The sequence below is a fragment of the Roseovarius mucosus DSM 17069 genome (assembly GCF_000768555.3).
In the GTDB taxonomy this organism is placed as follows: domain Bacteria; phylum Pseudomonadota; class Alphaproteobacteria; order Rhodobacterales; family Rhodobacteraceae; genus Roseovarius; species Roseovarius mucosus.
In genome coordinates, this window is sequence record NZ_KN293991.1 from 168,093 (window position 1) to 189,807 (window position 21,715).

General features: G+C 60.9%; 21 protein-coding genes. 9 read left to right on the forward strand and 12 right to left on the reverse strand.

What is annotated here, in order from left to right; genetic code table 11:
• Positions 1–50 precede the first annotated feature (50 nt).
• Positions 51–494, forward strand: coding sequence for an NUDIX hydrolase (locus tag ROSMUC_RS18540; RefSeq protein WP_037276148.1), 444 nt, complete (start codon positions 51–53; stop codon positions 492–494).
• On the opposite strand, the gene ROSMUC_RS18545 is transcribed toward ROSMUC_RS18540, so the two are convergent.
• The gene (locus tag ROSMUC_RS18545) at positions 469–1,755 is read right to left on the reverse strand and encodes a PP2C family protein-serine/threonine phosphatase (RefSeq protein ID WP_102106028.1); all 1,287 of its coding nucleotides are present in this window, start codon (positions 1,753–1,755) and stop codon (positions 469–471) included. The genes ROSMUC_RS18540 and ROSMUC_RS18545 overlap by 26 nt on opposite strands.
• Before the next feature lie 141 nt (positions 1,756–1,896).
• Here ROSMUC_RS18545 and ROSMUC_RS18550 point away from each other — a divergent pair, with 141 nt between their 5' ends.
• Complete coding sequence (locus ROSMUC_RS18550; protein ID WP_037276151.1) at positions 1,897–2,229, forward strand: Hpt domain-containing protein; 333 nt, start codon at positions 1,897–1,899, stop codon at positions 2,227–2,229.
• Positions 2,230–2,232: 3 nt separating this feature from the next.
• Here the strand turns inward: ROSMUC_RS18550 and ilvA are convergent, their stop codons facing one another.
• Together ilvA and ROSMUC_RS18560 are read right to left on the reverse strand one after the other, a co-directional pair.
• On the reverse strand, positions 2,233–3,471 hold the full coding sequence (gene ilvA / locus ROSMUC_RS18555; RefSeq protein WP_037276152.1) for a threonine ammonia-lyase IlvA: 1,239 nt from the start codon (positions 3,469–3,471) through the stop codon (positions 2,233–2,235).
• Positions 3,472–3,510: 39 nt separating this feature from the next.
• Complete coding sequence (locus tag ROSMUC_RS18560; protein ID WP_037276154.1) at positions 3,511–4,248, reverse strand: hypothetical protein; 738 nt, start codon at positions 4,246–4,248, stop codon at positions 3,511–3,513.
• A gap of 125 nt (positions 4,249–4,373) precedes the next feature.
• Here ROSMUC_RS18560 and ROSMUC_RS18565 point away from each other — a divergent pair, with 125 nt between their 5' ends.
• From ROSMUC_RS18565 to msrA, 3 genes are all read left to right on the forward strand, one after another.
• Positions 4,374–5,600 carry an argininosuccinate synthase gene (locus ROSMUC_RS18565; protein WP_037276156.1) on the forward strand — a complete coding sequence of 409 codons (1,227 nt, stop codon included), beginning with the start codon at positions 4,374–4,376 and terminating at the stop codon, positions 5,598–5,600.
• 5 nt (positions 5,601–5,605) lie between these two features.
• Positions 5,606–6,244, forward strand: coding sequence for a thiopurine S-methyltransferase (tmpT, locus tag ROSMUC_RS18570; protein WP_037276159.1), 639 nt, complete (start codon positions 5,606–5,608; stop codon positions 6,242–6,244).
• Between the two features lie 126 nt (positions 6,245–6,370).
• On the forward strand, positions 6,371–7,039 hold the full coding sequence (gene msrA, locus ROSMUC_RS18575; RefSeq protein ID WP_037276161.1) for a peptide-methionine (S)-S-oxide reductase MsrA: 669 nt from the start codon (positions 6,371–6,373) through the stop codon (positions 7,037–7,039).
• Here the strand turns inward: msrA and ROSMUC_RS18580 are convergent.
• A complete protein-coding gene (locus ROSMUC_RS18580; RefSeq protein ID WP_037276163.1) occupies positions 7,030–7,893 on the reverse strand; it encodes a ribokinase in 864 nt (287 codons plus the stop codon). The genes msrA and ROSMUC_RS18580 overlap by 10 nt on opposite strands.
• Before the next feature lie 167 nt (positions 7,894–8,060).
• Here ROSMUC_RS18580 and mutS point away from each other — a divergent pair, with 167 nt between their 5' ends.
• The gene (gene mutS, locus ROSMUC_RS18585) at positions 8,061–10,694 is read left to right on the forward strand and encodes a DNA mismatch repair protein MutS (protein WP_037276849.1); all 2,634 of its coding nucleotides are present in this window, start codon (positions 8,061–8,063) and stop codon (positions 10,692–10,694) included.
• Between the two features lie 18 nt (positions 10,695–10,712).
• On the opposite strand, the gene ROSMUC_RS18590 is transcribed toward mutS, so the two are convergent.
• Positions 10,713–11,273: a nucleotide exchange factor GrpE gene (locus ROSMUC_RS18590; RefSeq protein ID WP_037276165.1), complete on the reverse strand. Its 561-nt coding sequence runs from the start codon at positions 11,271–11,273 to the stop codon at positions 10,713–10,715.
• A gap of 9 nt (positions 11,274–11,282) precedes the next feature.
• Positions 11,283–12,347, reverse strand: a complete 1,065-nt coding sequence (hrcA, locus tag ROSMUC_RS18595; RefSeq protein WP_037276167.1) for a heat-inducible transcriptional repressor HrcA — start codon at positions 12,345–12,347, stop codon at positions 11,283–11,285.
• A gap of 116 nt (positions 12,348–12,463) precedes the next feature.
• Here hrcA and rph point away from each other — a divergent pair, with 116 nt between their 5' ends.
• Genes rph through hemW form a run of 3 tightly spaced genes read left to right on the forward strand, consistent with a single transcriptional unit; the run spans position 12,464 to position 14,931 of the window.
• Positions 12,464–13,180 carry a ribonuclease PH gene (gene rph / locus ROSMUC_RS18600; RefSeq protein WP_037276169.1) on the forward strand — a complete coding sequence of 239 codons (717 nt, stop codon included), beginning with the start codon at positions 12,464–12,466 and terminating at the stop codon, positions 13,178–13,180.
• A complete protein-coding gene (gene rdgB / locus ROSMUC_RS18605; protein ID WP_037276170.1) occupies positions 13,173–13,781 on the forward strand; it encodes an RdgB/HAM1 family non-canonical purine NTP pyrophosphatase in 609 nt (202 codons plus the stop codon). The genes rph and rdgB overlap by 8 nt, the downstream gene beginning before the upstream one ends.
• Entirely contained in the window at positions 13,774–14,931 is a 1,158-nt protein-coding gene (gene hemW / locus ROSMUC_RS18610; protein ID WP_037276173.1) for a radical SAM family heme chaperone HemW, read from the forward strand. Before rdgB ends, hemW begins: the two co-directional genes overlap by 8 nt.
• On the opposite strand, the gene ROSMUC_RS18615 is transcribed toward hemW, so the two are convergent.
• Genes ROSMUC_RS18615 through rho form a run of 6 tightly spaced genes read right to left on the reverse strand, consistent with a single transcriptional unit; the run spans position 14,928 to position 21,713 of the window.
• Entirely contained in the window at positions 14,928–15,833 is a 906-nt protein-coding gene (locus ROSMUC_RS18615) for a ParB/RepB/Spo0J family partition protein (protein WP_037276178.1), read from the reverse strand. The two genes, hemW and ROSMUC_RS18615, sit on opposite strands and share 4 nt — an antisense overlap.
• Before the next feature lie 16 nt (positions 15,834–15,849).
• Complete coding sequence (locus tag ROSMUC_RS18620; protein WP_037276181.1) at positions 15,850–16,659, reverse strand: ParA family protein; 810 nt, start codon at positions 16,657–16,659, stop codon at positions 15,850–15,852.
• Positions 16,652–17,257, reverse strand: a complete 606-nt coding sequence (gene rsmG / locus ROSMUC_RS18625; RefSeq protein ID WP_037276183.1) for a 16S rRNA (guanine(527)-N(7))-methyltransferase RsmG — start codon at positions 17,255–17,257, stop codon at positions 16,652–16,654. The genes ROSMUC_RS18620 and rsmG overlap by 8 nt, the downstream gene beginning before the upstream one ends.
• The gene (mnmG, locus tag ROSMUC_RS18630) at positions 17,254–19,116 is read right to left on the reverse strand and encodes a tRNA uridine-5-carboxymethylaminomethyl(34) synthesis enzyme MnmG (protein WP_037276850.1); all 1,863 of its coding nucleotides are present in this window, start codon (positions 19,114–19,116) and stop codon (positions 17,254–17,256) included. The genes rsmG and mnmG overlap by 4 nt, the downstream gene beginning before the upstream one ends.
• Positions 19,117–19,128: 12 nt before the next feature.
• A complete protein-coding gene (gene mnmE, locus ROSMUC_RS18635; RefSeq protein ID WP_037276186.1) occupies positions 19,129–20,415 on the reverse strand; it encodes a tRNA uridine-5-carboxymethylaminomethyl(34) synthesis GTPase MnmE in 1,287 nt (428 codons plus the stop codon).
• A 26-nt stretch (positions 20,416–20,441) separates the two neighbouring features.
• Entirely contained in the window at positions 20,442–21,713 is a 1,272-nt protein-coding gene (gene rho / locus ROSMUC_RS18640; protein WP_037276190.1) for a transcription termination factor Rho, read from the reverse strand.
• Positions 21,714–21,715 lie beyond the last annotated feature (2 nt).

Here is a 21,715-nt window from a genome sequence, read left to right on the forward strand (position 1 = left end):
CATATCGCGCCTGTACCGTCAGGACAAGCCAACCCCAAGAGAGGTGTCAGATGATCAGACGATTCGGAGACAGCCCCCGGCCCGATGTGGCCTATCGCCTGCGCCCCGGTGCCTATGCCATCCTGCCACATCGCGGCCGGCTGCTCGTGACTCATCAGGCGGACCCGCTGCCAGAGCTGCAATTGCCCGGCGGCGGCATTGATCCCGGCGAATCGCCCGTACAGGCGCTCTATCGCGAGGTGTTCGAGGAAACCGGCTGGCTCATCGCCCGGCCTCGGCGGCTGGGCGCATTTCGCCGCTTCACCTATATGCCGGAATATGGATTCTGGGCAGAAAAGCTCTGCATTATCTACCGCGCCCATCCCGTGCGACGACTGGGCCCACCCAGCGAGCCGGGGCACCGCGCGGTCTGGATCGCACCGGACCAGGCCGCACAGGAGCTTGGCAATTCCGGCGACCGGCATTTCGTCAGCCGGGAAATCCGCTGCCTTTGAATTCCAGCAATACCCCTGAAATATCATCGTTGAATTCGGCATCCCCGGCAAATTCCGACAATTTCCACACCAGCGATTCGAGCAGCGCCATGCCGCGCGTCTGCCGCAACTCGCGCAGGATCGCGGCCAGCCCCTCCTCTTGCAGCAGTGCGCCGGACTTGCCCGCACATTCGATGACCCCGTCAGAATGGATCAAGAGCCGGTCGCCCGGCCCCATCCGCACCTCGAATTGCTCAAACTCGGCCCCGTCGATCAACCCCACCGGCAAGCCGCCTGCACCGATGAATTCCACCGTGCCATCGGCCCGCTGCAATGCCGGATGCGGATGCCCCGCCTGAGAGAGGATCACCCTCCCGCTCTCCAGATCGACATCGGCCAGAACAAGTGTGAAGTAATGCTCGGTCTCCATCTCTGACATGATCAACCGATTCAGCATCGCAATCGCCTGAGCCGGCGGGCGCGCCACAAACCGGCCATCGCGCGTCTTGCGCAGGGCCAGGTTCTGCTCGGGCACAGAGGCCGACAGATACCCCGCCAGTCGCGCCGTCATCAGCGCCGAACTGATCCCATGTCCCGACACGTCGATGCCATAAAGGCCGATGCGCGTGGCCCCGATCGGGAACATCCCCACCAGATCGCCGCCCACATGCCCCGCCGATTGCAGTATCAACGACACCTCCGCCGCACCGAAATCGCGATAGCGCTCGCTCACCAGCGATTGTTGCAGCTTCTTCGCCTCGATCAGATCGCTGTCGAGCGAATCATAGAGCGTTTGCAACTCGTCCAGCGTCGATTTGATCAGCCGGTTCTTCTCGGTCAGCTCGCGCTGCATCCGCAGGATGCGTGCCCCCGCCGAAATCCGCGCCCGCAACTCGGCGGCATTGACCGGCTTGGTCAGGAAATCATCCGCCCCGGCATCAAGGCCCAGCGCCACCTCATCCTTGTCGCTTTTCGAGGTCAGGAGGATGAAATAGCCATAGCTCTCGTGCGGCATCTCTCTGAATCGGCGACAGAATTCCAACCCGCTCAGCCCCGGCATCATCCAATCGCTCATCACCAGATCGGGCGGGTGATCCCGGCAGAGACGCAAGGCATCCTCGCCCGATTCGGCCTCTTGCACGTCGAACCCCCAGCGCTGCAAGGATGCCGTCAGGATGCGCCGCTGCAATCGGCTGTCATCCACCACCAGAACGCGCTGGATCACCCCGCCGCCCGCATCCGTCCCTGCCACCTCTTCCGCTCGTGATCGCACCCGGGCCACCTTTTACACTGTCTCCGCCCTTCCTAGGCGCACAGGGTTTAACAGGAGGTGAATGGTAAAATTCGCACGGATTTCTGATCCGACTTAACCCTTTATCAGCGCTTTGCGTCCAGTCTGACAGCAGGTATCGGAGGGTAGATTATGATCGACTGGGGTCGCGTGCAGGACCTGCGCGATGAAATCGGGGCTGACGCCTTTGGCGAGGTGGTCGAGCTTTTCCTGGACGAGGTGGATACCGAAATCGGGAAATTGCGCCTGCCGGATGCCGGCACGGATCTCGAGGCGCTGTTGCATTTCCTCAAGGGCAGCGCGCTCAATCTCGGATTTGCCGCCTTTGCCGATCTCTGTCATCAGGGCGAACGCGCCGCCGCCGCCGGTCAGCACGACGGGATCGACCTCGGCGCCGTGCTCGATTGCTATACGCGCTCGAAATCCGAATTCATCGCCGGTCTGGCACAGGTCATCGCCGCCTGACCCTCAGATCAGGAATTCGGCCAGCACCTCATCCCGCGTGATGTCGCGATACTCGAATCCGGCCGCATCCAAACGCGTCAGGATCGGGGCAAAATTCTCGGGCCGCGTCGTCTCGATCCCGATCAGCACAGAGCCAAAGTTGCGCGCAGATTTCTTGAGATATTCAAACCGCGCAATATCGTCCTCTGGTCCCAATATCTCCAGAAACTCGCGCAGCGCCCCGGGCCGCTGCGGCATCCGCAGGATGAAATACTTCTTCACGCCGGAAAACCGCTGCGCCCGCTCCTTGACCTCGGGCAGGCGCTCGAAATCGAAATTGCCACCCGAGGTGACACAAACCACCGTCTTGCCCCGGATCGCCTCTGCCATATCCTTGAGCGCATCCACCGCCAGTGCCCCCGCCGGTTCCAGCACGATCCCCTCGATATTGAGCATTTCCAGCATCGTGGTGCAGAGCCGGTCCTCTTCGATCACCATCGCGCGGGCCGGGTCAATATCCGCCAGCCGCGCGAATGTGCGCGCCCCGATCTGCGCCACGGCCGCACCATCGGCAAAGGTGTTCACATGCCGCAAACGCACAGGTTCCCCCGCCGCCAGCGCCGCACCAAGACAGGCGCCCCCCGCCGGCTCGACCAGCGTCAGCGCGGCCCGCGCGCCCACATAGCTGCGCACCCCCGCCGAGAGCCCGCCACCACCCACCGGCAAGATGAGGTGATCGGGCATCCCGCCCAGTTGCGCCTCGATTTCAACCGCAACGCTGGCCTGTCCCTCGATCACATCCTCGTCGTCAAACGGCGACAGGAAATGCCCGCCCACCTGCGCGCAATAGGCCTGCGCCGCCGCCAGCGTGTCATCGAAATAATCGCCCGTCAGCCGGATCGCCACCGCATCGCCGCCAAACTTCTCGGTTTTGCCGATCTTTTGCTGGGGCGTCGTCACCGGCATGAAAATCACGCCCTTGACCCCAAAATGCCGGCACATATAGGCCACACCCTGCGCGTGATTGCCCGCACTCGCACAGACAAAGGTCGCCGTGTCCGGCCGCGCCGCCAGCACCTTGCGCATCGCATTGAACGCGCCCCGCAGCTTGTAGGAGCGCACCGGGCTCAGATCCTCGCGCTTGAGCAGGATTTCAGCGCCATAGCGCTCGGACAGGTGATCATTGCGTTGGAGCGGTGTCGGCTCGAACACGGAGCGCATCGCGGCCTCTGCGGCGCGGGCATTTTCCTGAAACTCGGTCATGCCCGCCTCAGTGCCGCAATCGTGCCCCCCTGACAAGGCTCAGAGCGCGCGCTTCTCCATATAATAGCCGTAAAGCGTGGTCAGAATGCTGATATTGACCAGACCCGAGACAACTGTGCCCAGCACCATCAACACGATCCCGATCACCGGCGCCAAGAGCAGCAGCCCCAGCAAAAGCTGCAACGCGAATTGCGCCACGCCCAGAATGACAACAAGGATCAGGATCGTGACGCTGCTGCCTTCGGTCGCGGTCCACGCCTCTTTCAACGTAAGCGGCTGCCCAATTGCCGCCGCAGGCAGCATCGTCGCGAGCCGAAAGAACACCACATTGGCCGCCACGATCACCGCGACACTCACAATCGTGACAATCAGGGGGGCCAGCCCGCCAACAACCCCAACCACCAGAAAGAGGGGCAACATCAGGCCCGTCATCACAAGGCCAAGCCAGAAAGAATGCCCGATATAAGACAGCATGCGATCCGTTTGCAGCACCGGCACCCAACCTTGGGGATATTCCGCGAGCAGGATAAAACGGTGCCACGCCACAATGACCCAGAGCGCCAGACCGATCAGCACAAGCGCCACCAGGATCATCCCCGCGATCTGTCCGCCCGTCGCACCTTCGGAATCCGTCCCGTCCATCGAGACACCCAGAACCGCAAACAGGGCGATCGCCGCAATCCCGATCCCCATCGGCACCAAGACAATGCGCACCACCTGCGGCAGGTTGTTGAAAATCATCTGAACCGAATGGATGAAAATACGCCACGCCACCATAATCGCACCTTTTGACAATTGCCCGCCGTCGCTAGCACAACCAGAGGCGCAGTCAACCGCGTCCACTTGCCCATCACCGCAAAAGCCGCTACTCCGCCAGCCAGATTTGACGCAAGGGGAATGACATGTCCGCGCCCAAGAAAGTTGTTCTGGCCTATTCCGGGGGCCTCGATACCTCGATCATCCTGAAATGGCTCCAGACCGAATATGGCTGCGAGGTGGTGACATTCACCGCTGATCTCGGTCAGGGCGAAGAACTCGATCCCGCGCGCCAAAAGGCCGAGATGCTGGGGATCAAGCCCGAGAACATCTTTATCGAAGATGTCCGCGAGGAATTCGTGCGCGATTTCGTCTTTCCGATGTTCCGCGCCAATGCGCTCTACGAAGGGCTCTATCTCTTGGGCACCTCCATCGCCCGCCCGTTGATCTCCAAACGCCTGGTCGAGATTGCCGCGATGACCGGTGCTGATGCCGTGGCCCATGGCGCCACCGGCAAGGGCAACGATCAGGTGCGGTTCGAACTCGCCGCCTACGCGCTCAACCCGGACATCAAGGTGATCGCGCCCTGGCGTCTGTGGGATCTGACCAGCCGGACGCGGCTCATCGACTTTGCCGAAAAGAACCAGATTCCGATCGCCAAGAACAAGCGTGGCGAGGCCCCCTTTTCGGTGGATGCCAACCTGCTGCACACCTCTTCCGAGGGTCGCGTGCTCGAGGACCCCGCCGTAATGGCCCCCGATTACGTCTATCAGCGCACCGTCAGCCCCGAGGATGCGCCCGACACGCCCGAATTCATCGAAGTCTCCTTCGAGCGAGGCGATGCCGTGGCCATCAACGGCACCGCCCTCAGCCCCGCCACGATCCTGACCGACCTCAACGAATATGGCCGCAAACACGGCATCGGGCGGCTTGATTTCGTGGAAAACCGCTTTGTCGGGATGAAATCGCGCGGCATCTACGAAACCCCGGGCGGCACCATCCTGCTCGAGGCGCATCGCGGCATCGAACAGATCACGCTTGATAGCGGCGCGGGCCACCTCAAGGATTCGCTGATGCCGCGCTATGCGGAACTGATCTACAACGGCTTCTGGTTCAGCCCCGAACGCTACATGCTTCAGGCCGCCATCGACAAAAGCCAGGAACACGTGACCGGCACCGTCCGCCTCAAGCTCTACAAAGGTTCGGTGTCCTGCGTTGGCCGCTGGTCGGATCACAGCCTCTATTCCGAGGCCCACGTCACCTTCGAGGATGACGCCGGCGCCTATGATCAAAAGGACGCCGCAGGCTTTATCCAGCTCAATGCGCTGCGCCTCAAACTGCTGGCGGCGCGCGACCGCCGACTCAAGGGCTAACCGGCATGGAAGCCGATTTCTGGCATACCCGTTGGGAGAACATGCAAATCGGCTTTCACGAGGGTGCGGTCAACCGCATGCTCTCGGCCCATATCGGCGCGCTGGGTCTCGATCCCGGCACCCGGATCTTTCTGCCCCTCTGTGGCAAGACCCGCGACATCGCCTGGCTCCTCGCCCAAGGGTATCGCGTCGCGGGCGCGGAACTCAGCGACATTGCCGTGCGCCAGCTCTTCGAGGAATTGGGCGTCACGCCAGAGATCACCGACCACGGCACGCTGCGCGCCTATGCTGCCCCCGGCGTAACAGTGTTTGCAGGCGATATATTCGCGCTCACCCCTGATCTGCTCGGGCCGGTGGACGCGATCTATGACCGCGCCGCGCTTGTGGCCCTGCCTGCCGATATGCGCGCGCGTTACACCGCGCATCTTGTGACGCTGACCGCGACCGCGCCGCAATTGCTCGTGACCTTCGAATATGACCCCGCGATCATGGCCGGCCCGCCCTTCTCCGTGACGGCGGCAGAAGTAAATAGCCATTACGCATCCCATTACCGGATCACCCAACTGGCCGATCTCGACGTGCCCGGCGGGCTCAAGGGCATCTGCCCCGCACGCGAGCTGGCGCTGCATCTGGCACCGAGCTGAGCCATCTTTTGCCGGATTAACGCACAGACGGCGAAACATTGCTCAATACCCTGTGACATCACGGCGTCGTGGATTGGGTCCAGGCTGCATTTGCAGCATGATGGGAACAATCAGGAGGGCAAAGCCATGATCACACATCTTCGCGAACTCAAGGCGGCATTGCTCGCAGGGCTGATCGTCGTCGGCCTCTGCGTACACGGCACCCGCGCCCACGCAGCGGATACCGAAACGCTGGTCGTCGCAGGTGGCTGTTTCTGGTGCGTCGAATCGGATTTCGAGCAGGTTCGCGGCGTGATCGCGGCCGAATCAGGCTTTACCGGCGGCAGCGTCGAAAACCCCAGTTACAAACAGGTCTCGGCTGGCGGCACCGGGCATTACGAGGCGGTGCAAATCACCTTTGACCCCACCCAGATCACCCGCGCGCAACTCCTTCACCTTTTTCTCCGCTCGGTTGATCCGACCGACGCGGGCGGCCAGTTCTGCGATCGCGGTGACAGCTATCGCACCGCCATTTTCGTCTCTGATCCTGCGGAAAAGCGTATTGCCGAGAGCGCAATCGCCAAGGCACAGGCGGCCTTGAACCAAGACATCGTAACGCCTGTGATCAACGCCCAGCGCTTTTACCCCGCCGACGCCTATCATCAGGATTATTACAAGAGCAGCGAGATTGTCCTTACCCGCTTTGGCCCCCGAACCAAGGCCAGCGCTTACAAACTCTACCGCGACGCCTGCGGGCGTGATGCGCGTGTCAAAGAGCTTTGGGGCAAGGATGCGCCCTTCGCCGGTCACTCCTGAGCCATAAACGCCGCAACCTCCGCCGCCGTGGGAATCGCTCCCGATGCCCCGGGGCGCGTGACCGCAATCGCGGCGGCACCAAGCGCGTGGTGCAAGGCGCGCTCTGGCGCGACCCCCGCCGCCAGCCCGGCCACCAAATACCCGGCAAAGGTGTCGCCCGCGCCGGTCGTATCCACTGCAACCACCTCTGGGGCAGGAATAGTCACTGTTTTTCCCAAACCCGCCTCGATCCAGCTCACACCGCCCGCGCCCCGTGTGACGCAGAGAATCGGGACCTGGACCACGCCCATATCCCGCCCCATCTGCGCCGCCTCCCCCTCATTCAACATCAAAAGTGTGATATGAGGCAGCACCGCCCGCACCGCAGCCGCATCAAACGGTGCGGCGGAATACGCGATGCGTAGCCCCTTGGCCCCGGCCAGCCGCGCGGCCTCGGGCAGCAAATTCGTCTCGTTCTGCATCAAGAGCCAATCACCCGGCCCCGCCTCTGCCAGCGCGGCCTCAACATCCTCAAGCCGCAGCGCCCGATTGGCGCCGCCGTGGACCAAGATCGCATTCTCGCCGCTCTGCTCAACCGTGACTACCGCATGCCCCGACGCGACGCACTCGCGACGCACATGCCGCACATCCACGCCCGCCTCGGCCAGGTCCGCCACCATCCAATCCCCATCTGCGCCCACTGCGCCGATATGCACCACCTCGGCCCCGGCCCGCGCCGCCGCAATCGACTGGTTGGCGCCCTTTCCGCCCAGCGCCCGCGCGTAACCCTGCACCGCAACAGTTTCGCCCGCACGCGGCAGATGCACAACGCGGTAGACATGATCGGCATTGATCGATCCGAGATTGAAAATCATCCCACTCGCTTCTTTTTGGCCCAAATACTCAGTTTTCTTATCCAACGATAACACCGACGCGCCTGCCCGCAATCACGCTTTGGTCTTTCGTCCCGCACCATGGATTTGTAAGGTCGCCCGAGGAACAGGGGGCACAGGTGAACACAACGGGATCAACCGTCACGCCGATGATGGCGCAATATCTGGAGATCAAGGCGCAGTACCCACAAGCGCTGCTCTTCTACCGCATGGGCGATTTCTACGAGCTGTTCTTTGACGATGCCGCCGCCGCGGCCGAGGCGCTGGATATTGCGCTCACCAAACGCGGCAAGCATCTTGATCAGGATATTCCCATGTGCGGCGTGCCTGTCCATGCCGCCGAAGGCTATCTCTTGACCCTCATTCGCAAGGGATTTCGCGTCGCCGTCTGCGAACAGATGGAGGATCCCGCAGAGGCGAAGAAGCGCGGTGCCAAGTCGGTGGTCCGGCGCGAGGTGGTGCGCCTTGTCACCCCGGGAACCCTGACCGAAGAAAGCCTGCTTGAGGCCCGCCGCCACAATTACCTTGTCAGTTTCGCAAATATCCGGGGCGCGGGCGCACTGGCCTGGGTCGATATTTCCACCGGCACTTTTCATGTCATGCCCTTGACCCCTGCCCGCCTTGGCCCCGAACTGGCCCGGCTCGCCCCGCGCGAGGTGCTGCTGGCCGAGGCGGACATTGCCGGTTTAAGCGAAATAGTCTCTGAATCCGGGGCCTCTCTCACCAGTTTGGGACAAGCCGCCTTTGACAGCACAGCCGGCGAGCGGCGGCTCTGCCAGCTCTATGGCGTGGATACACTTGACGCGTATGGGGCCTTCACCCGTCCCGAGATTGCCGCGATGGGCGCCATCGTCGATTGGCTCGACATCACGCAGAAGGGCAAATTGCCTCTGTTGCGGCCGCCAACCCGCGAAAACGAGGCGCGGGTGATGCAGATCGACGCCGCCACCCGGCGCAATCTCGAACTGACCCACAGCCTGGCTGGCACGCGCGCCGGATCACTGCTGGCCGCGATCGACCGGACAGTGACAGCCGGAGGTGGACGGCTTCTGGAGCGGCGCATCTCCAGCCCAAGCCGCGTGCTCGACACCGTGCAGGCGCGCCTTGACGCGGTGCAGTTCGCGCTGGAACAGAGCCGCATTTGCACCGATCTTCGAGAGGCTTTGCGCAAGGTGCCCGATCTGGACCGCGCCCTGTCGCGCCTCGGGTTGGATCGCGGCGGTCCGCGTGATTTGGCGGCGGTGCGCAACGGTCTGGCACAGGCGACGGAGATTGCCGCGCGCCTTGACGGCTCTGATCTGCCGCCTCTTTTGCAAGAGGCCGCCTCGGGTCTGACCGGGCATGACGCGCTGCTTGATCTGCTCGATCAGGCGCTTGTGGCCGAACCACCGCTTCTGGTGCGCGATGGCGGCTTTGTGGCACCCGGCTATGACAGCGACCTCGACGAAGCGCGCCAATTGCGCGACGAAGGGCGCGGCGTGATCGCCCGGATGCAGGGCGATTACATCACCCAAACCGGGATTTCCTCGCTCAAGATCAAACATAACAACGTCCTGGGCTATTTCATCGAAGTGACCAGCACCCATGCCGACCGGATGCTGGGCGCCCCACTGAACGAGACGTTCAAACACCGTCAGACCACCGCCAATCAACTGCGCTTTACCACCGTGCCCCTGAGCGAGATGGAAACCCGGATTCTCAACGCAGGCGGTCGTGCGCTCGAGATTGAAAAACGTCTCTATGACAGCCTGAAAACTGCAATTCTCGACCACGCGGCCAAAATTTCCCAATGCGCCCTCGCGCTGGCAGAGCTGGATCTGACCGCCGCTCTGGCGGACCTGTCCCGCGCCGAGAACTGGTGCCGCCCCGTGGTGGACCAGAGCCGCGCACTCCGGATCGAGGGCGGGCGGCATCCGGTGGTGGAACGCGCGCTGCGCGCCCAAGGCGGCGACCCCTTCATCGCCAATGATTGCGATCTGGGCGAGAGCAGTGACATCTGGTTGCTGACCGGCCCGAACATGGCAGGTAAATCCACCTTTCTGCGCCAGAATGCGCTCATTGCCCTATTGGCGCAAATCGGCAGCTATGTGCCTGCAAAATCCGCCCATATCGGAATTGTCAGCCAACTCTTCAGTCGCGTCGGGGCCTCGGACGATCTGGCGCGCGGGCGCTCGACCTTCATGGTCGAAATGGTCGAAACCGCCGCGATTCTCAATCAGGCGGACAATCAGGCGCTGGTGATTCTCGATGAAATCGGGCGCGGAACGGCCACTTGGGACGGGCTCAGCATCGCCTGGGCCACGCTCGAACATCTGCATGAGGTGAACGGCTGCCGCGCGCTCTTTGCCACGCATTACCACGAATTGACCCAACTCAGTGACAAACTTGCCCGGGTCGACAATGCCACCGTGCGCGTCAAGGAACACGACGGCGACGTCATTTTCCTGCACGAAGTGCGCCGTGGCGTGGCGGATCGCAGTTACGGCGTGCAGGTGGCGAAACTGGCGGGGCTGCCAGCCTCTGTCGTGGCGCGGGCACGTGTCGTGCTTGATGCGCTGGAAAAGGGCGACCGAGAGGGACACAGATCGCAAAAGGCGCTGATCGACGAGCTGCCGCTCTTCGCCGCCGTGGCTCCGGCGCCATCACCAAAGCCACCCTGCGAGTCGGCAGTAGAAACGCGGCTTGCCGCCATCTTGCCCGACGCGCTCACGCCGCGCGAGGCGCTGGATCTGATCTATGAACTCAAGGCTATCGCCGAGGCACGGGCCGACAAGGCGGGGTAAACCCCGCCTTTGCGCTCATTAGCCGCGATTCGATGACACGCCGACCTGCGCGGGGCGCAGGATGCGATCATGGAGCATGAACCCTTGGGTGGACACCTGAATGATGTCACCCGCTTTGGTGCCAGGCAGCGGCGCCTCAAACATCGCCTCGTGATGCTGCGGATCGAATCGGTCGCCGACCTGCGGATCAATCACGGTGATGCCGTGTTTGGCAAAGACATTGAGCAGCTCGCGCAGGGTCAGCTCGATGCCCTCAAAGAGCGCGGCAGACCCGGCGCGCTGCTCTTCGTTGACCGTTTCCAGCGCTCGCTTGAGGTTGTCATGCACTGGCAACATATCGCGTGCCAGCTTGGACCCGCCGTAATTCTCGGCCTCGCGCCGATCCTTTTCGGACCGCTTGCGCGCATTCTCCGCATCGGCCAGCGCACGCATGAACTTGTCACGCAGCGCGTCCCGCTCGGCGCGCAGCGCATCAAGCTCTACTGCGTCATCGCTCATATCGTCATCCATGCGCTCGCGCTCTTGCGCGGCGGCCTCTTCGATATCATCGAGAAAGCTGTCTTCTTTCGGCTCTGCCATTCTTCACCTCTAGCTCCGGTCGGAGATCAGTTTGCCCACGAGCTGCGCCGTGTAATCCACGATCGGCACAATCCGCCCGTAATTGAGGCGCGTGGGGCCGATAACCCCCACTGCACCGATGATCTTACGGTCAGCGTTCATATATGGAGAGACCACCAAAGAGGAACCCGAAAGTGAGAAAAGTTTGTTCTCGGAGCCAATAAAAATGCGCACACCGGCCCCCTCATCGGCCAGTTCCAGAAAATCTGCGATGTCGCGCTTGCGTTCGAGATCGTCAAACAGGATGCGAATCCGCTCGAGATCCTTTTCCTCAGGGGCGCCGCTCAGCAGATTTGCGCGCCCACGCACGATCAATCGCTCGTATTTGTCGCCCTCGCCCTCCCAGACGGCAAGTCCGCTATCAATGAGATCACGGGCAAGCTGATCAATCTCCTGCCGCCGCGCCGCGATCTGACGCGCGATCACTGTCTGCAAATCCGACAGGGTCTTGCCCTCGATCAGCGCATTGAGAAAATTCGCAGCCTCCCGCATGGAGCTGGGTGTTTGCCCCGGCGGCGGGGTGAAAATCCGGTTCTCGACATGACCGTCGGAAAACACCAACACCACAAGCGCGCGATCATGACCAAGGCTCACAAACTCGATATGCTTGATCGGGGCCTCATGTTTGGGTGCCAGCACCAAGGATGCACCCCGCGTCACACCAGAAAGCGCCGCCCCGATCCGGTCCAGCACGCCGCCGACATCCTGCGAATTGCTGCCCACTGTTGCATCAATCGCCTGCCGGTCCGTGGCCTCTAGATTGCTGACCTCAAGCAGACCATCGACGAACATACGCAGGCCCTCTTGCGTGGGTATCCGACCGGCGCTGATATGGGGACTGCCCAAGAGACCCATATATTCCAGGTCCTGCATCACGTTGCGGATTGTGGCGGCACTGACCTTTTCGCTGAAATCACGGGTCAGGGTGCGCGACCCGACCGGATCACCATTGGCCAGATAACTCTCGACCACGCGGCGAAACACCTCGCGTGAGCGGTCATTGAGCTGTTCAAGGATCGAGGCGGCGTCTGTCATCTGCTTGGCTTCCTGTCTCTTGAGCTATTAAGGACCGCAACGGCCAAAGGTCAATCGGGGTTGCCATGGGAGGCCTAGCCCATATATCCCGGGGCGACCAAGGAAAGGGACCTGTCATGCGGCCGTCGGGAAGAAATTTAAGCGAAATGCGCTCCGTTTCAATTGAAACAGGCGTTCTCAAACATGCAGAGGGCTCTTGCCTGATCAAGGTGGGCGATACCCATGTTCTATGCACCGCCACCATCGAAGAGCGTGTGCCGCCCTTTGTCAAAGGCTCAGGGCTGGGCTGGGTCACGGCGGAATATGGCATGCTGCCCCGCTCGACCGGGAGCCGCATGCGCCGTGAGGCAACAGCAGGCAAACAGGGCGGACGCACCGTTGAAATCCAGCGCCTGATCGGCCGCAGCCTGCGCGCAGGTGTGGACCGCGTGGCATTGGGCGAGCGTCAGATCACGGTGGATTGCGACGTAATTCAGGCAGACGGCGGCACCCGCTGCGCCTCGATCACCGGCGGCTGGGTCGCACTCAAACTGGCGGTACAAAAACTGATGAAGACGGGTGACGTACTGAGCGATCCGCTGACCGACCCGGTGGCCGCAGTGTCCTGCGGCATCTACGCCGGCCAGCCCGTTCTCGATCTCGATTACCCCGAGGACAGCGAGGCCGGGGTCGATGGCAATTTCATCATGACCGGCACCAAGCGCCTGATCGAAGTGCAAATGAGTGCCGAAGGTGCAACCTATAGCCGCGACCAGATGAACGCATTGCTTGATCTGGCCGAACAGGGCATCGACCAATTGGTCGCGATACAGCGCGAGGCGACGGGTGCGTAAATTCACCGACGACCGGCTGCTGGTCGCCACCCATAACGCAGGCAAGCTCGACGAAATTCGTGCGCTTCTGGCGCCTTACGGAGTCGAGGTGGTCGGCGCGGCAGCCCTTAGCCTGCAGGAACCTGCCGAAACAGAGACGACTTTTGTCGGGAACGCGCGGATCAAGGCCCATGCGGCCGCCCAGGCCACCGGCCTACCCGCGCTCTCGGATGATTCCGGCATCGCAATTGACGCGCTCGACGGTGCACCTGGCGTCTATACGGCCGATTGGGCCGAAACAGAGACTGGGCGTGACTTTAACAAGGCGATGCTGCGTGCCCATCATGCGCTCTTGGACAGCAAGGAACCACAGCCCTGGACAGCGCGATTTTGTTGCACCCTGGTCTTGGCCTGGCCTGATGGGCATGACGAAGTTTTCGAGGGCACGATCGAGGGCTGGGTGGTCTGGCCCACGCGGGGCGCGGAGGGGCATGGCTATGATCCGATGTTCCAGCCTCTTGGCCATGATCTGACCTTTGCTGAAATGACGGCATCGCAAAAGAATCGCATCAGCCATCGCGCAGACGCCTTTCGTAAACTGGTCGCTGGCTGTTTTGGCTGAGGATTGGCAACAGGGTGGCTTTGGCCTCTATCTCCATTGGCCGTTTTGCGAGGCCAAATGTCCTTATTGCGATTTCAACAGCCATGTCGCGCGGCAGATCGATCAAGATCGCTGGTGCGCGGCCTATCTGAGCGAAATTGACCGTTACGCGGCGCTGGCGCCCGATCGGGTGCTGAACACAATATTTTTCGGCGGGGGCACGCCGAGCCTGATGGCACCCGAAACGGTGGCGGCAATTCTGGACCGTATCAGACAGCATTGGCCCATGGCCAATGATCCGGAAATCACACTCGAGGCGAACCCCGGTTCGGTCGAGGGCGGACGATTTCGTGCCTTTGCCCAAGCGGGCATTACCCGCGTGTCGATGGGCATTCAGGCGTTGAACGATCGCGATCTTCGACGGTTAGGCCGTATCCACAGCGTTTCAGAAGCAAGGCAAGCCTTTGATATAGCGAGAGAAAACTTTACGCGTGTCTCTTTCGACCTGATCTATGCCCGTCAGGATCAATCCCTCTCGGATTGGGCATCCGAACTGCGTGACGCGCTTTCGATGGCGGCCGATCACCTGTCTCTCTATCAGCTCACCATCGAATCCGGCACCGCCTTTGGCGATCGCTACGCGGCGGGCCGACTGCGCGGCTTGCCAGAGGACGATACCGCCGCCGAAATGTATGAGGTAACGCAAGACATCTGCGAGGCCGCGGGCCTGCCCGCCTATGAGGTATCGAACCACGCGCGCCCCGGGGCGGAATCACGGCACAACCTGATCTATTGGCGCTACGGCGATTATATCGGCATCGGGCCCGGTGCGCATGGCCGACTCACCCGCGACGGTCGTAAATACGCGACCGAGGCGCTTCGCGCTCCGGGCAAATGGCTGGGCAGTGTTGAACATCGCCAAGCAAGCGAAACATGGGATATTCTATCCGGTCCGGATCAGGCTGTGGAATACCTGCTCATGGGTCTGCGGATCACGGATGGAATTGATCCGGCACGGGTTGCGTCGCTTGGGGGAAAGCCGCTGGACGAAGGCGCCATCAAGCACCTCAAGTCCATTGGCATGATCGAAACGCACGGTCACCGCTTGCGCGCAACCCGCGCGGGGCGCGCGGTGCTCAACGCGGTGATTCGTGATCTCTTGCCGGATTAAATACTGAGCATACCAATCAGGCGATCCAATTGGTCGAGTGACGCATAATGTATGGTGATCCGGCCATTCTCTTGCCCCGGAACATGCTCAATCTCGACCTTCATCGTAAGGCTGGCCGACAAATCATCCTCGAGCGCCCGCGTGTCGGCATCCTTGAGAACTTCCTTACGCGGCTTGGCTGAGCGTCCGGTTTCCATGAAAATGTTACCGATTCCGGTCTTGACCATCTTTTCGGTGTCACGCACGGACAGGGACTTTTGAATCACTTGCCGGGCCGCGGCAGCCGGGTCGTCCAGCGTGATCAGCGCACGCGCATGGCCCGAAGACAGCTTGCCCTCGCGCACATACCCCAAGACCTCGTCGGGAAGCGACAAAAGCCGCACCGAATTGGCGATGTGACTCCGGCTCTTGCCAAGCGCCTCAGCCAGACGTTCCTGCGTATGGCCAAATTTCTGCATCAGCTGCTGATAGCCAAAGGCCTCTTCCACCGGATTGAGATCGGCGCGCTGAATATTCTCGATGATCGCAACCTCGAGAACCTCGGTATCGTTAAAATCACGCACCAGAACAGGGATCTGATGCAGCTTGGCCATTTGCGCCGCCCGCCAGCGGCGTTCCCCGGCGACGATTTCATATTCTCCTTCCCGATCCGCGATGGGACGCACGATCAGTGGCTGCAAAACGCCCTTTTCCGCAATCGAGCGCGCCAGATCTTCGAGCAGCACGCTGTCGAAATCGCGTCGCGGCTGGTTTGGATTGGGCCGGACTTTTTCCACCGGCACCAACAGATCTGGGCGCCGTGGCGTATCGGCAGGGCGCTCCGGACCCTCTGTCGTGACATCCGCCATCAACGCTGACAGCCCACGGCCCAGACCACGCGGTTGAGATTTTTTGCCGGTCATAGCCGATTCCCTTTGATCAGGCGGCGATTCGCGCCGTGTTTTCAATCAGTTCCTGTGCCAGATCGCGGTAAGCCTGCGCCCCCTTGGACAGCGGATCGTAACGTAGCACAGACATCGCATAAGACGGCGCTTCGCTTACGCGCACGTTACGCGGGATCCTGGTACGGAACACCAGCTCGCCCAGGTTGTCGCGTGCGTCCTGCTCAACCTGCGTGGAGAGATTGTTGCGCGAGTCGAACATTGTCAACACGACCCCCTCAATCCGCAACGCCGGATTCGCGGTCTGCCGGATTTCGCGTATGGTCAGCAAGAGCTGCGACAGGCCCTCAAGGGCAAAAAACTCGCTCTGTAGCGGCACCAGAACAGAATGCGCCGCAACCATCGCATTCACCGTCAAAAGATTGAGCGACGGAGGGCAATCGATCAGCACGTAATCAAACGCATACGCATCCATCGCAGGCTGCCGAAGGGCATCATGCAGCAGAAAGCTGCGTTTTTCGTTCGAAATGAGCTCAATATCCGCAGAGGAAAGATCGACCGTGGACGGAATGATCGAGAGCCCATCCTGCATGGTAGGCTGGATAACCTCGCCCAGAGGCGCCTCTTCCAGCAACAGGTCGTACACCGTGACGCGCCGCGCGGCGACCTCAAGCCCAAGCCCGGTCGAGGCATTACCCTGCGGATCAAGATCAACGATCAGCACGCGCGCGCCCGTTTCTGCGAGCGCCGCCGCCAGATTTATGGTCGTCGTCGTCTTTCCCACCCCGCCTTTTTGGTTGGCAATCGCGATGATTTTCGGTCCTTCGGGGCGCGTCGGATCAGGCACGGGACACTCCTGTAATGGCGAAAATGACGGGACCGTCTTCTGTGGCACTTTTAACAAGTCGATGGTTGAAACACCACGTTCTTTCGGCAGTGGTCAGCTCATTTTCCCAGCTTACACCTTTGGGAAAGAGCGCAACACCGTCCGGCGCCAAATGCCGCTCAGCAAAAGCCAACAGCCCGTTCAGGTCGGTCAACGCGCGCGCCGAGAGCACATTTGCATGTTGCGGCTCTGTTTTCTCGATCCGCTCGTTGAGGACCGTGGCATTGAGGCCTGCTTCACGGATGACAACCCGCAGAAACGCCGCCTTTCGAGCGTCCGATTCGATCAGGGTTACCCGTCGCGGCGACTCGCGGTCCCGGCCCAGAATCGCAACCACCAAACCTGGAAAGCCTCCCCCCGATCCCATATCGACCCAATGGTCGACGGGATGCGGGGCCATCGCATAAATCTGCGCCGAGTCGGCAAAGTGCCGGGTCCACATCTCTTCCAGGCTCTTTTTTGAAACCAGGTTGATGCGCGGGTTCCACTTGGTCAGCAAATCCCCGTAGATTTCTAGCCGCTCTTGTGTTTCACGTGAAACATCCGGCAAGCCGGTCACGCGATCTTCTCCCGTGCGGCCTGACGCAACTTGGAAAGAATCAAGCTCAGCGCTGCCGGCGTCATCCCTTCGATCCGAGCCGCCTGGGCGAGGTTCTCCGGACGCACCCGCTCCAGCTTCCCCTTGAGTTCGTTGGACAGCCCCTCGATCCGCCGATAGGAAAATCCTTCGGGAATGGAATGCGCCTCATCCCGTTTCATCATCGCCACATCCCGGGCCTGCCGGTCGATATAGCTGACATAAAGAGCGTCGCGTGCAAGCTGTTCCTGACACTCGGGATCAATCACGCCATATTGTGGATCAAGCCGCAGGAGATCGGCAAAAGAGACATCAGGAAAAGACAGAACCTGAAAGGCGCTGCGCCGCGCACCGTCCTGATTGACCCTGAGACCGCTTTCAGCCAATTGACGCGGCGTGTAACTCGCCGCCTCCAGCAGCTCTCTACCTTGCACCAACCGCTCCATCTTGTCATCAAATACGGCGCGGCGCGCGGCACCCACACAGCAGAGCTCAATACCCAGAGGCGTAAGCCGCTGATCGGCGTTATCCGCACGCAGCGACAGACGGAACTCCGCGCGTGACGTGAACATCCGATAGGGCTCGCTGACGCCACGGGTGGTCAAATCATCAATCATCACCCCAATATAGCTGTCTGTTCGACTAAAATGTACCGGATCGCGCCCTTTCGCCTCCAGCGTCGCATTCAGACCTGCAACCAGTCCTTGCGCCGCAGCTTCCTCATATCCTGTGGTGCCATTGATCTGCCCCGCAAGGAAAAGCCCGGGGACGGATTTAACCGCCAGGCGGCTATCAAGCGCGCGCGGATCCACATAGTCATATTCAATCGCATACCCTGGCTGCAGAATCTCAACTTGCTCGAGGCCCAGAATAGAGCGAACGTAGGCCTTTTGCACCGATGCAGGTAGGGATGTTGAAATTCCGTTCGGGTAAATCACTTGATCAGAGAGGCTTTCTGGCTCCAAAAACACCTGATGCGATGCTTTATCGGCAAATCGAACGATCTTATCCTCGATTGACGGGCAATAACGCGGCCCGATCCCGTCGATATGACCGCCATACATCGCAGATCTGCTCAGATTCTCCCTGATAATAGCATGGGTCTGCTCATTCGTATGGGTAATCCCGCAGGAAATCTGCCGTGCCATGGGGCTTTTCGACAGAAACGAAAATAGGACAGGCTCATCGTCCCCGGGCTGTTCCTCCAAACGCGACCAGTCAATCGTTCTGCCGTCCAGCCGCGGGGGCGTGCCAGTCTTCAATCGCCCCATCGGAAGGCCAAATCCATCCATGCGCTCCGCCAGACGTATGGCCGGGCGATCTCCCATTCGACCACCCGGATAGGATTCGTCGCCAATATGAATCACACCACGCAAAAAAGTACCCGTCGTCAACACCACCGCGGAACCAGCGATCTCACTACCATCCGCCAGCTGCACGCCGACCACCCGGTCGCCCTGCGTCAGAAAATCTGCGGCCTCCCCCTCAACGATATCCAAGGTTGGGCAGCCCTCCATTTCGCGCAACATCTCGTCGCGATAAATCTTGCGATCCGCCTGCGCCCTTGGCCCTTGAACTGCGGGACCTTTGCGTCGATTCAAAAGACGAAACTGGATGCCCGCCCGATCCGCAACTCGGCCCATGACGCCGTCCAGAGCGTCGATTTCACGAACCAGATGTCCCTTGCCCAGCCCCCCGATTGCCGGGTTGCAGGACATTACGCCAATTCCGCCACGGCTCAACGTCACCAGCGCTGTCCGCGCCCCCATCCGTGCCGCCACATGCGCAGCTTCGACACCGGCATGCCCGCCGCCAATCACGATGACGTCAAAATGTTTCACGTGAAACACCTCTCATTTACCCAAGCAAAAGCTGGCGAAAATCTCGTCGAGAACCATCTCAACATCTATTCGTCCTACCAGAGAATCAAGAGCGCGGATAGCTATACGTAACTCCTCCGCTGCCACCTCCGCCACGGATTCCCCACGAGGAAGAATGTCCAGAGCCGCCTGCAAAGCCAACAATCCGCGCTCCATCGCTTGCCGGTGCCTTGCCCGCGTCGCAATGCCGGCATTGGCCACCCGCGCACTCAATGCCTGCCCAATCCTCTCCACCAGCGCGCCAACACCCAATCCGGTCTTGCCTGAAACAGCGTTCCCCGCGTCACCCAGCAAATCCGCCTTGGCCCACACAACGATATCATCCGCTCGCGGCTCCATTTCGGGCTCTTGTCCAGCCTCTACCAGAAATACCCGTAAATCGGCCGCATCCGCTCGCGCCCGCGCCCGCGCGATGCCAATGGACTCAATCGCATCCGCCGTTTCTCGCAAGCCCGCGGTATCGAGCAACGTCACCGGCAACCCCGCCAAGTCCATCCGCACCTCTATCACATCGCGCGTGGTCCCAGCATATTCCGAGGTGATCGCCGCCTCCCGCCCCGCCAAACTATTCAGAAGCGTTGATTTTCCGACATTTGGCGCACCGATGATTGCAACTTCGAATCCGATTCGAATCCGCTCGCTAACCCGGCTACCTGCAATTTCCTGCTCCAACGCCGTAGAAACCTGACGCACCAAGCCCGTCACCTCGGGCGAGACGTCAACCGGTACTTCCTCATCCGCAAAATCAATCGTCGCCTCCAAAAGCGCCACCGCGCGGATCAAAAGACCGCGCCAACGCTCGCATTTTTCACCCAAGGCGCCGGAAAACACCCGCAGCGCCTGTTTGCGCTGTGCTTCAGTCTCCGCATCAATGAGATCCGCAAGCCCCTCAACCCGCGCCAGATCAAGCCGTCCGTTCTCCAACGCCCTGCGCGTGAACTCACCGGGTTCCGCCAGCCGAAGCCCCTCGATCCGCCCAAGCCTGTCAAGAACAGCCGCAACCACCGCTGCGCTGCCATGCAGATGAAATTCCACCGTCTCCTCACCAGTGAAGCTCTGCTTCTCTGCGAATGTCAGGACCAGAGCCTGATCCAGACGCTCACCATTGCCGTCCCGTAGCACCCGCAGGGCCGCGCGGCGCGGTTCGGGCACGTCGCCACAGATCTGATCGCACGCGTCAAAGGCACAGGGCCCACTCACACGGACAACCGCAACCCCCGCCTTCCCCTGCGCTGTGGCCAAGGCATAGACCGTGTCCATCCGGACACCTCCATTTCCGCTCCGACTCAGGTATTCATCGAGTCAAAAAACTCGGCATTCGTCTTCGTCTGCTTGAGCTTCGACAACAGGAACTCGACCGCATCCGTGGTCCCCATCGGGTTCAAAATCCGGCGCAGAACAAAGGTCTTCTGCAGATCGCCCTTGTCAATCAACAGGTCCTCTTTCCGCGTGCCCGACTTGAGAATATCAATCGCCGGGAACACGCGCTTGTCCGCCACCTTGCGATCCAGAACGATTTCAGAGTTGCCGGTGCCCTTGAATTCTTCAAAGATCACCTCATCCATCCGGCTACCGGTGTCGATCAAGGCTGTCGCAATAATCGTCAACGATCCACCCTCTTCGATATTCCGCGCTGCCCCAAAGAACCGCTTCGGTCGCTGCAACGCATTGGCATCCACACCCCCGGTCAGCACCTTACCCGACGACGGTACCACCGTGTTATAGGCGCGGCCCAGGCGCGTGATCGAATCGAGCAGGATCACAACATCCCGCTTATGCTCGACCAACCGCTTGGCCTTTTCGATGACCATCTCCGACACCGCCACATGCCGTGTCGCCGGCTCGTCGAACGTCGAACTCACCACCTCGCCCTTGACCGAGCGCTGCATGTCCGTCACCTCTTCGGGCCGCTCGTCAATCAGCAGCACGATGAGATAACACTCCGGGTGATTCTTCTCGATGCTATGCGCGATATTCTGCAAGAGAACGGTCTTCCCGGTGCGCGGCGGCGCCACGATCAAGGACCGCTGCCCCTTCCCAATGGGCGCAACAAGGTCGATGATCCGCGCGGACCGATCCTTGATGGTCGGATCCTCGATTTCCATCTTGAACCGCTCATCAGGATAGAGCGGCGTCAGGTTGTCAAACGCGATCTTGTGCCGCGCCCGCTCCGGCGCCTCGAAGTTGATCTGCGTCACCGAGGTCAGCGCGAAATACCGCTCGGTTTCATCGGGCTGCTTCATTTGCCCTTCGATCGTATCCCCGGTCCGCAACGAATATTGCCGGATCATGTCGGGCGAGACATAAATATCATCCGGACCCGGCAAGTAATTCGCCTCCGGCGACCGCAGAAAGCCAAAGCCGTCCTGCAGCACCTCAAGCACCCCATCGCCATAAACGGTCCAATCCTCCTCGGCCCGCTCCTTGAGGATCGAAAACATCATCTCGCCCTTGCGCATGGTCGAGGCGTTCTCGATCTCCAACTCTTCGGCAATCGTCAACAACTCCTTGGCGCTCAGCGCCTTGAGATCGGACAGGTTCAAACGGTCTTCGGACATGG

Bases quoted from the DNA above. Each gene is read 5' to 3' on its own strand.
- ROSMUC_RS18615 (WP_037276178.1), bottom strand. From the start codon at position 15,833: ATGACCGGCAAAAAATCTCAACCGCGTGGTCTGGGCCGTGGGCTGTCA.
- ilvA (WP_037276152.1), bottom strand. From the start codon at position 3,471: ATGACCGAGTTTCAGGAAAATGCCCGCGCCGCAGAGGCCGCGATGCGC.
- mutS (WP_037276849.1), top strand. From the start codon at position 8,061: ATGATGGCGCAATATCTGGAGATCAAGGCGCAGTACCCACAAGCGCTG.
- ROSMUC_RS18540 (WP_037276148.1), top strand. From the start codon at position 51: ATGATCAGACGATTCGGAGACAGCCCCCGGCCCGATGTGGCCTATCGC.
- mnmE (WP_037276186.1), bottom strand. From the start codon at position 20,415: ATGGACACGGTCTATGCCTTGGCCACAGCGCAGGGGAAGGCGGGGGTT.
- rho (WP_037276190.1), bottom strand. From the start codon at position 21,713: ATGTCCGAAGACCGTTTGAACCTGTCCGATCTCAAGGCGCTGAGCGCC.
- tmpT (WP_037276159.1), top strand. From the start codon at position 5,606: ATGGAAGCCGATTTCTGGCATACCCGTTGGGAGAACATGCAAATCGGC.
- ROSMUC_RS18550 (WP_037276151.1), top strand. From the start codon at position 1,897: ATGATCGACTGGGGTCGCGTGCAGGACCTGCGCGATGAAATCGGGGCT.
- ROSMUC_RS18565 (WP_037276156.1), top strand. From the start codon at position 4,374: ATGTCCGCGCCCAAGAAAGTTGTTCTGGCCTATTCCGGGGGCCTCGAT.
- ROSMUC_RS18590 (WP_037276165.1), bottom strand. From the start codon at position 11,273: ATGGCAGAGCCGAAAGAAGACAGCTTTCTCGATGATATCGAAGAGGCC.
- hrcA (WP_037276167.1), bottom strand. From the start codon at position 12,347: ATGACAGACGCCGCCTCGATCCTTGAACAGCTCAATGACCGCTCACGC.
- rph (WP_037276169.1), top strand. From the start codon at position 12,464: ATGCGGCCGTCGGGAAGAAATTTAAGCGAAATGCGCTCCGTTTCAATT.
- ROSMUC_RS18560 (WP_037276154.1), bottom strand. From the start codon at position 4,248: ATGGTGGCGTGGCGTATTTTCATCCATTCGGTTCAGATGATTTTCAAC.
- msrA (WP_037276161.1), top strand. From the start codon at position 6,371: ATGATCACACATCTTCGCGAACTCAAGGCGGCATTGCTCGCAGGGCTG.
- ROSMUC_RS18580 (WP_037276163.1), bottom strand. From the start codon at position 7,893: ATGATTTTCAATCTCGGATCGATCAATGCCGATCATGTCTACCGCGTT.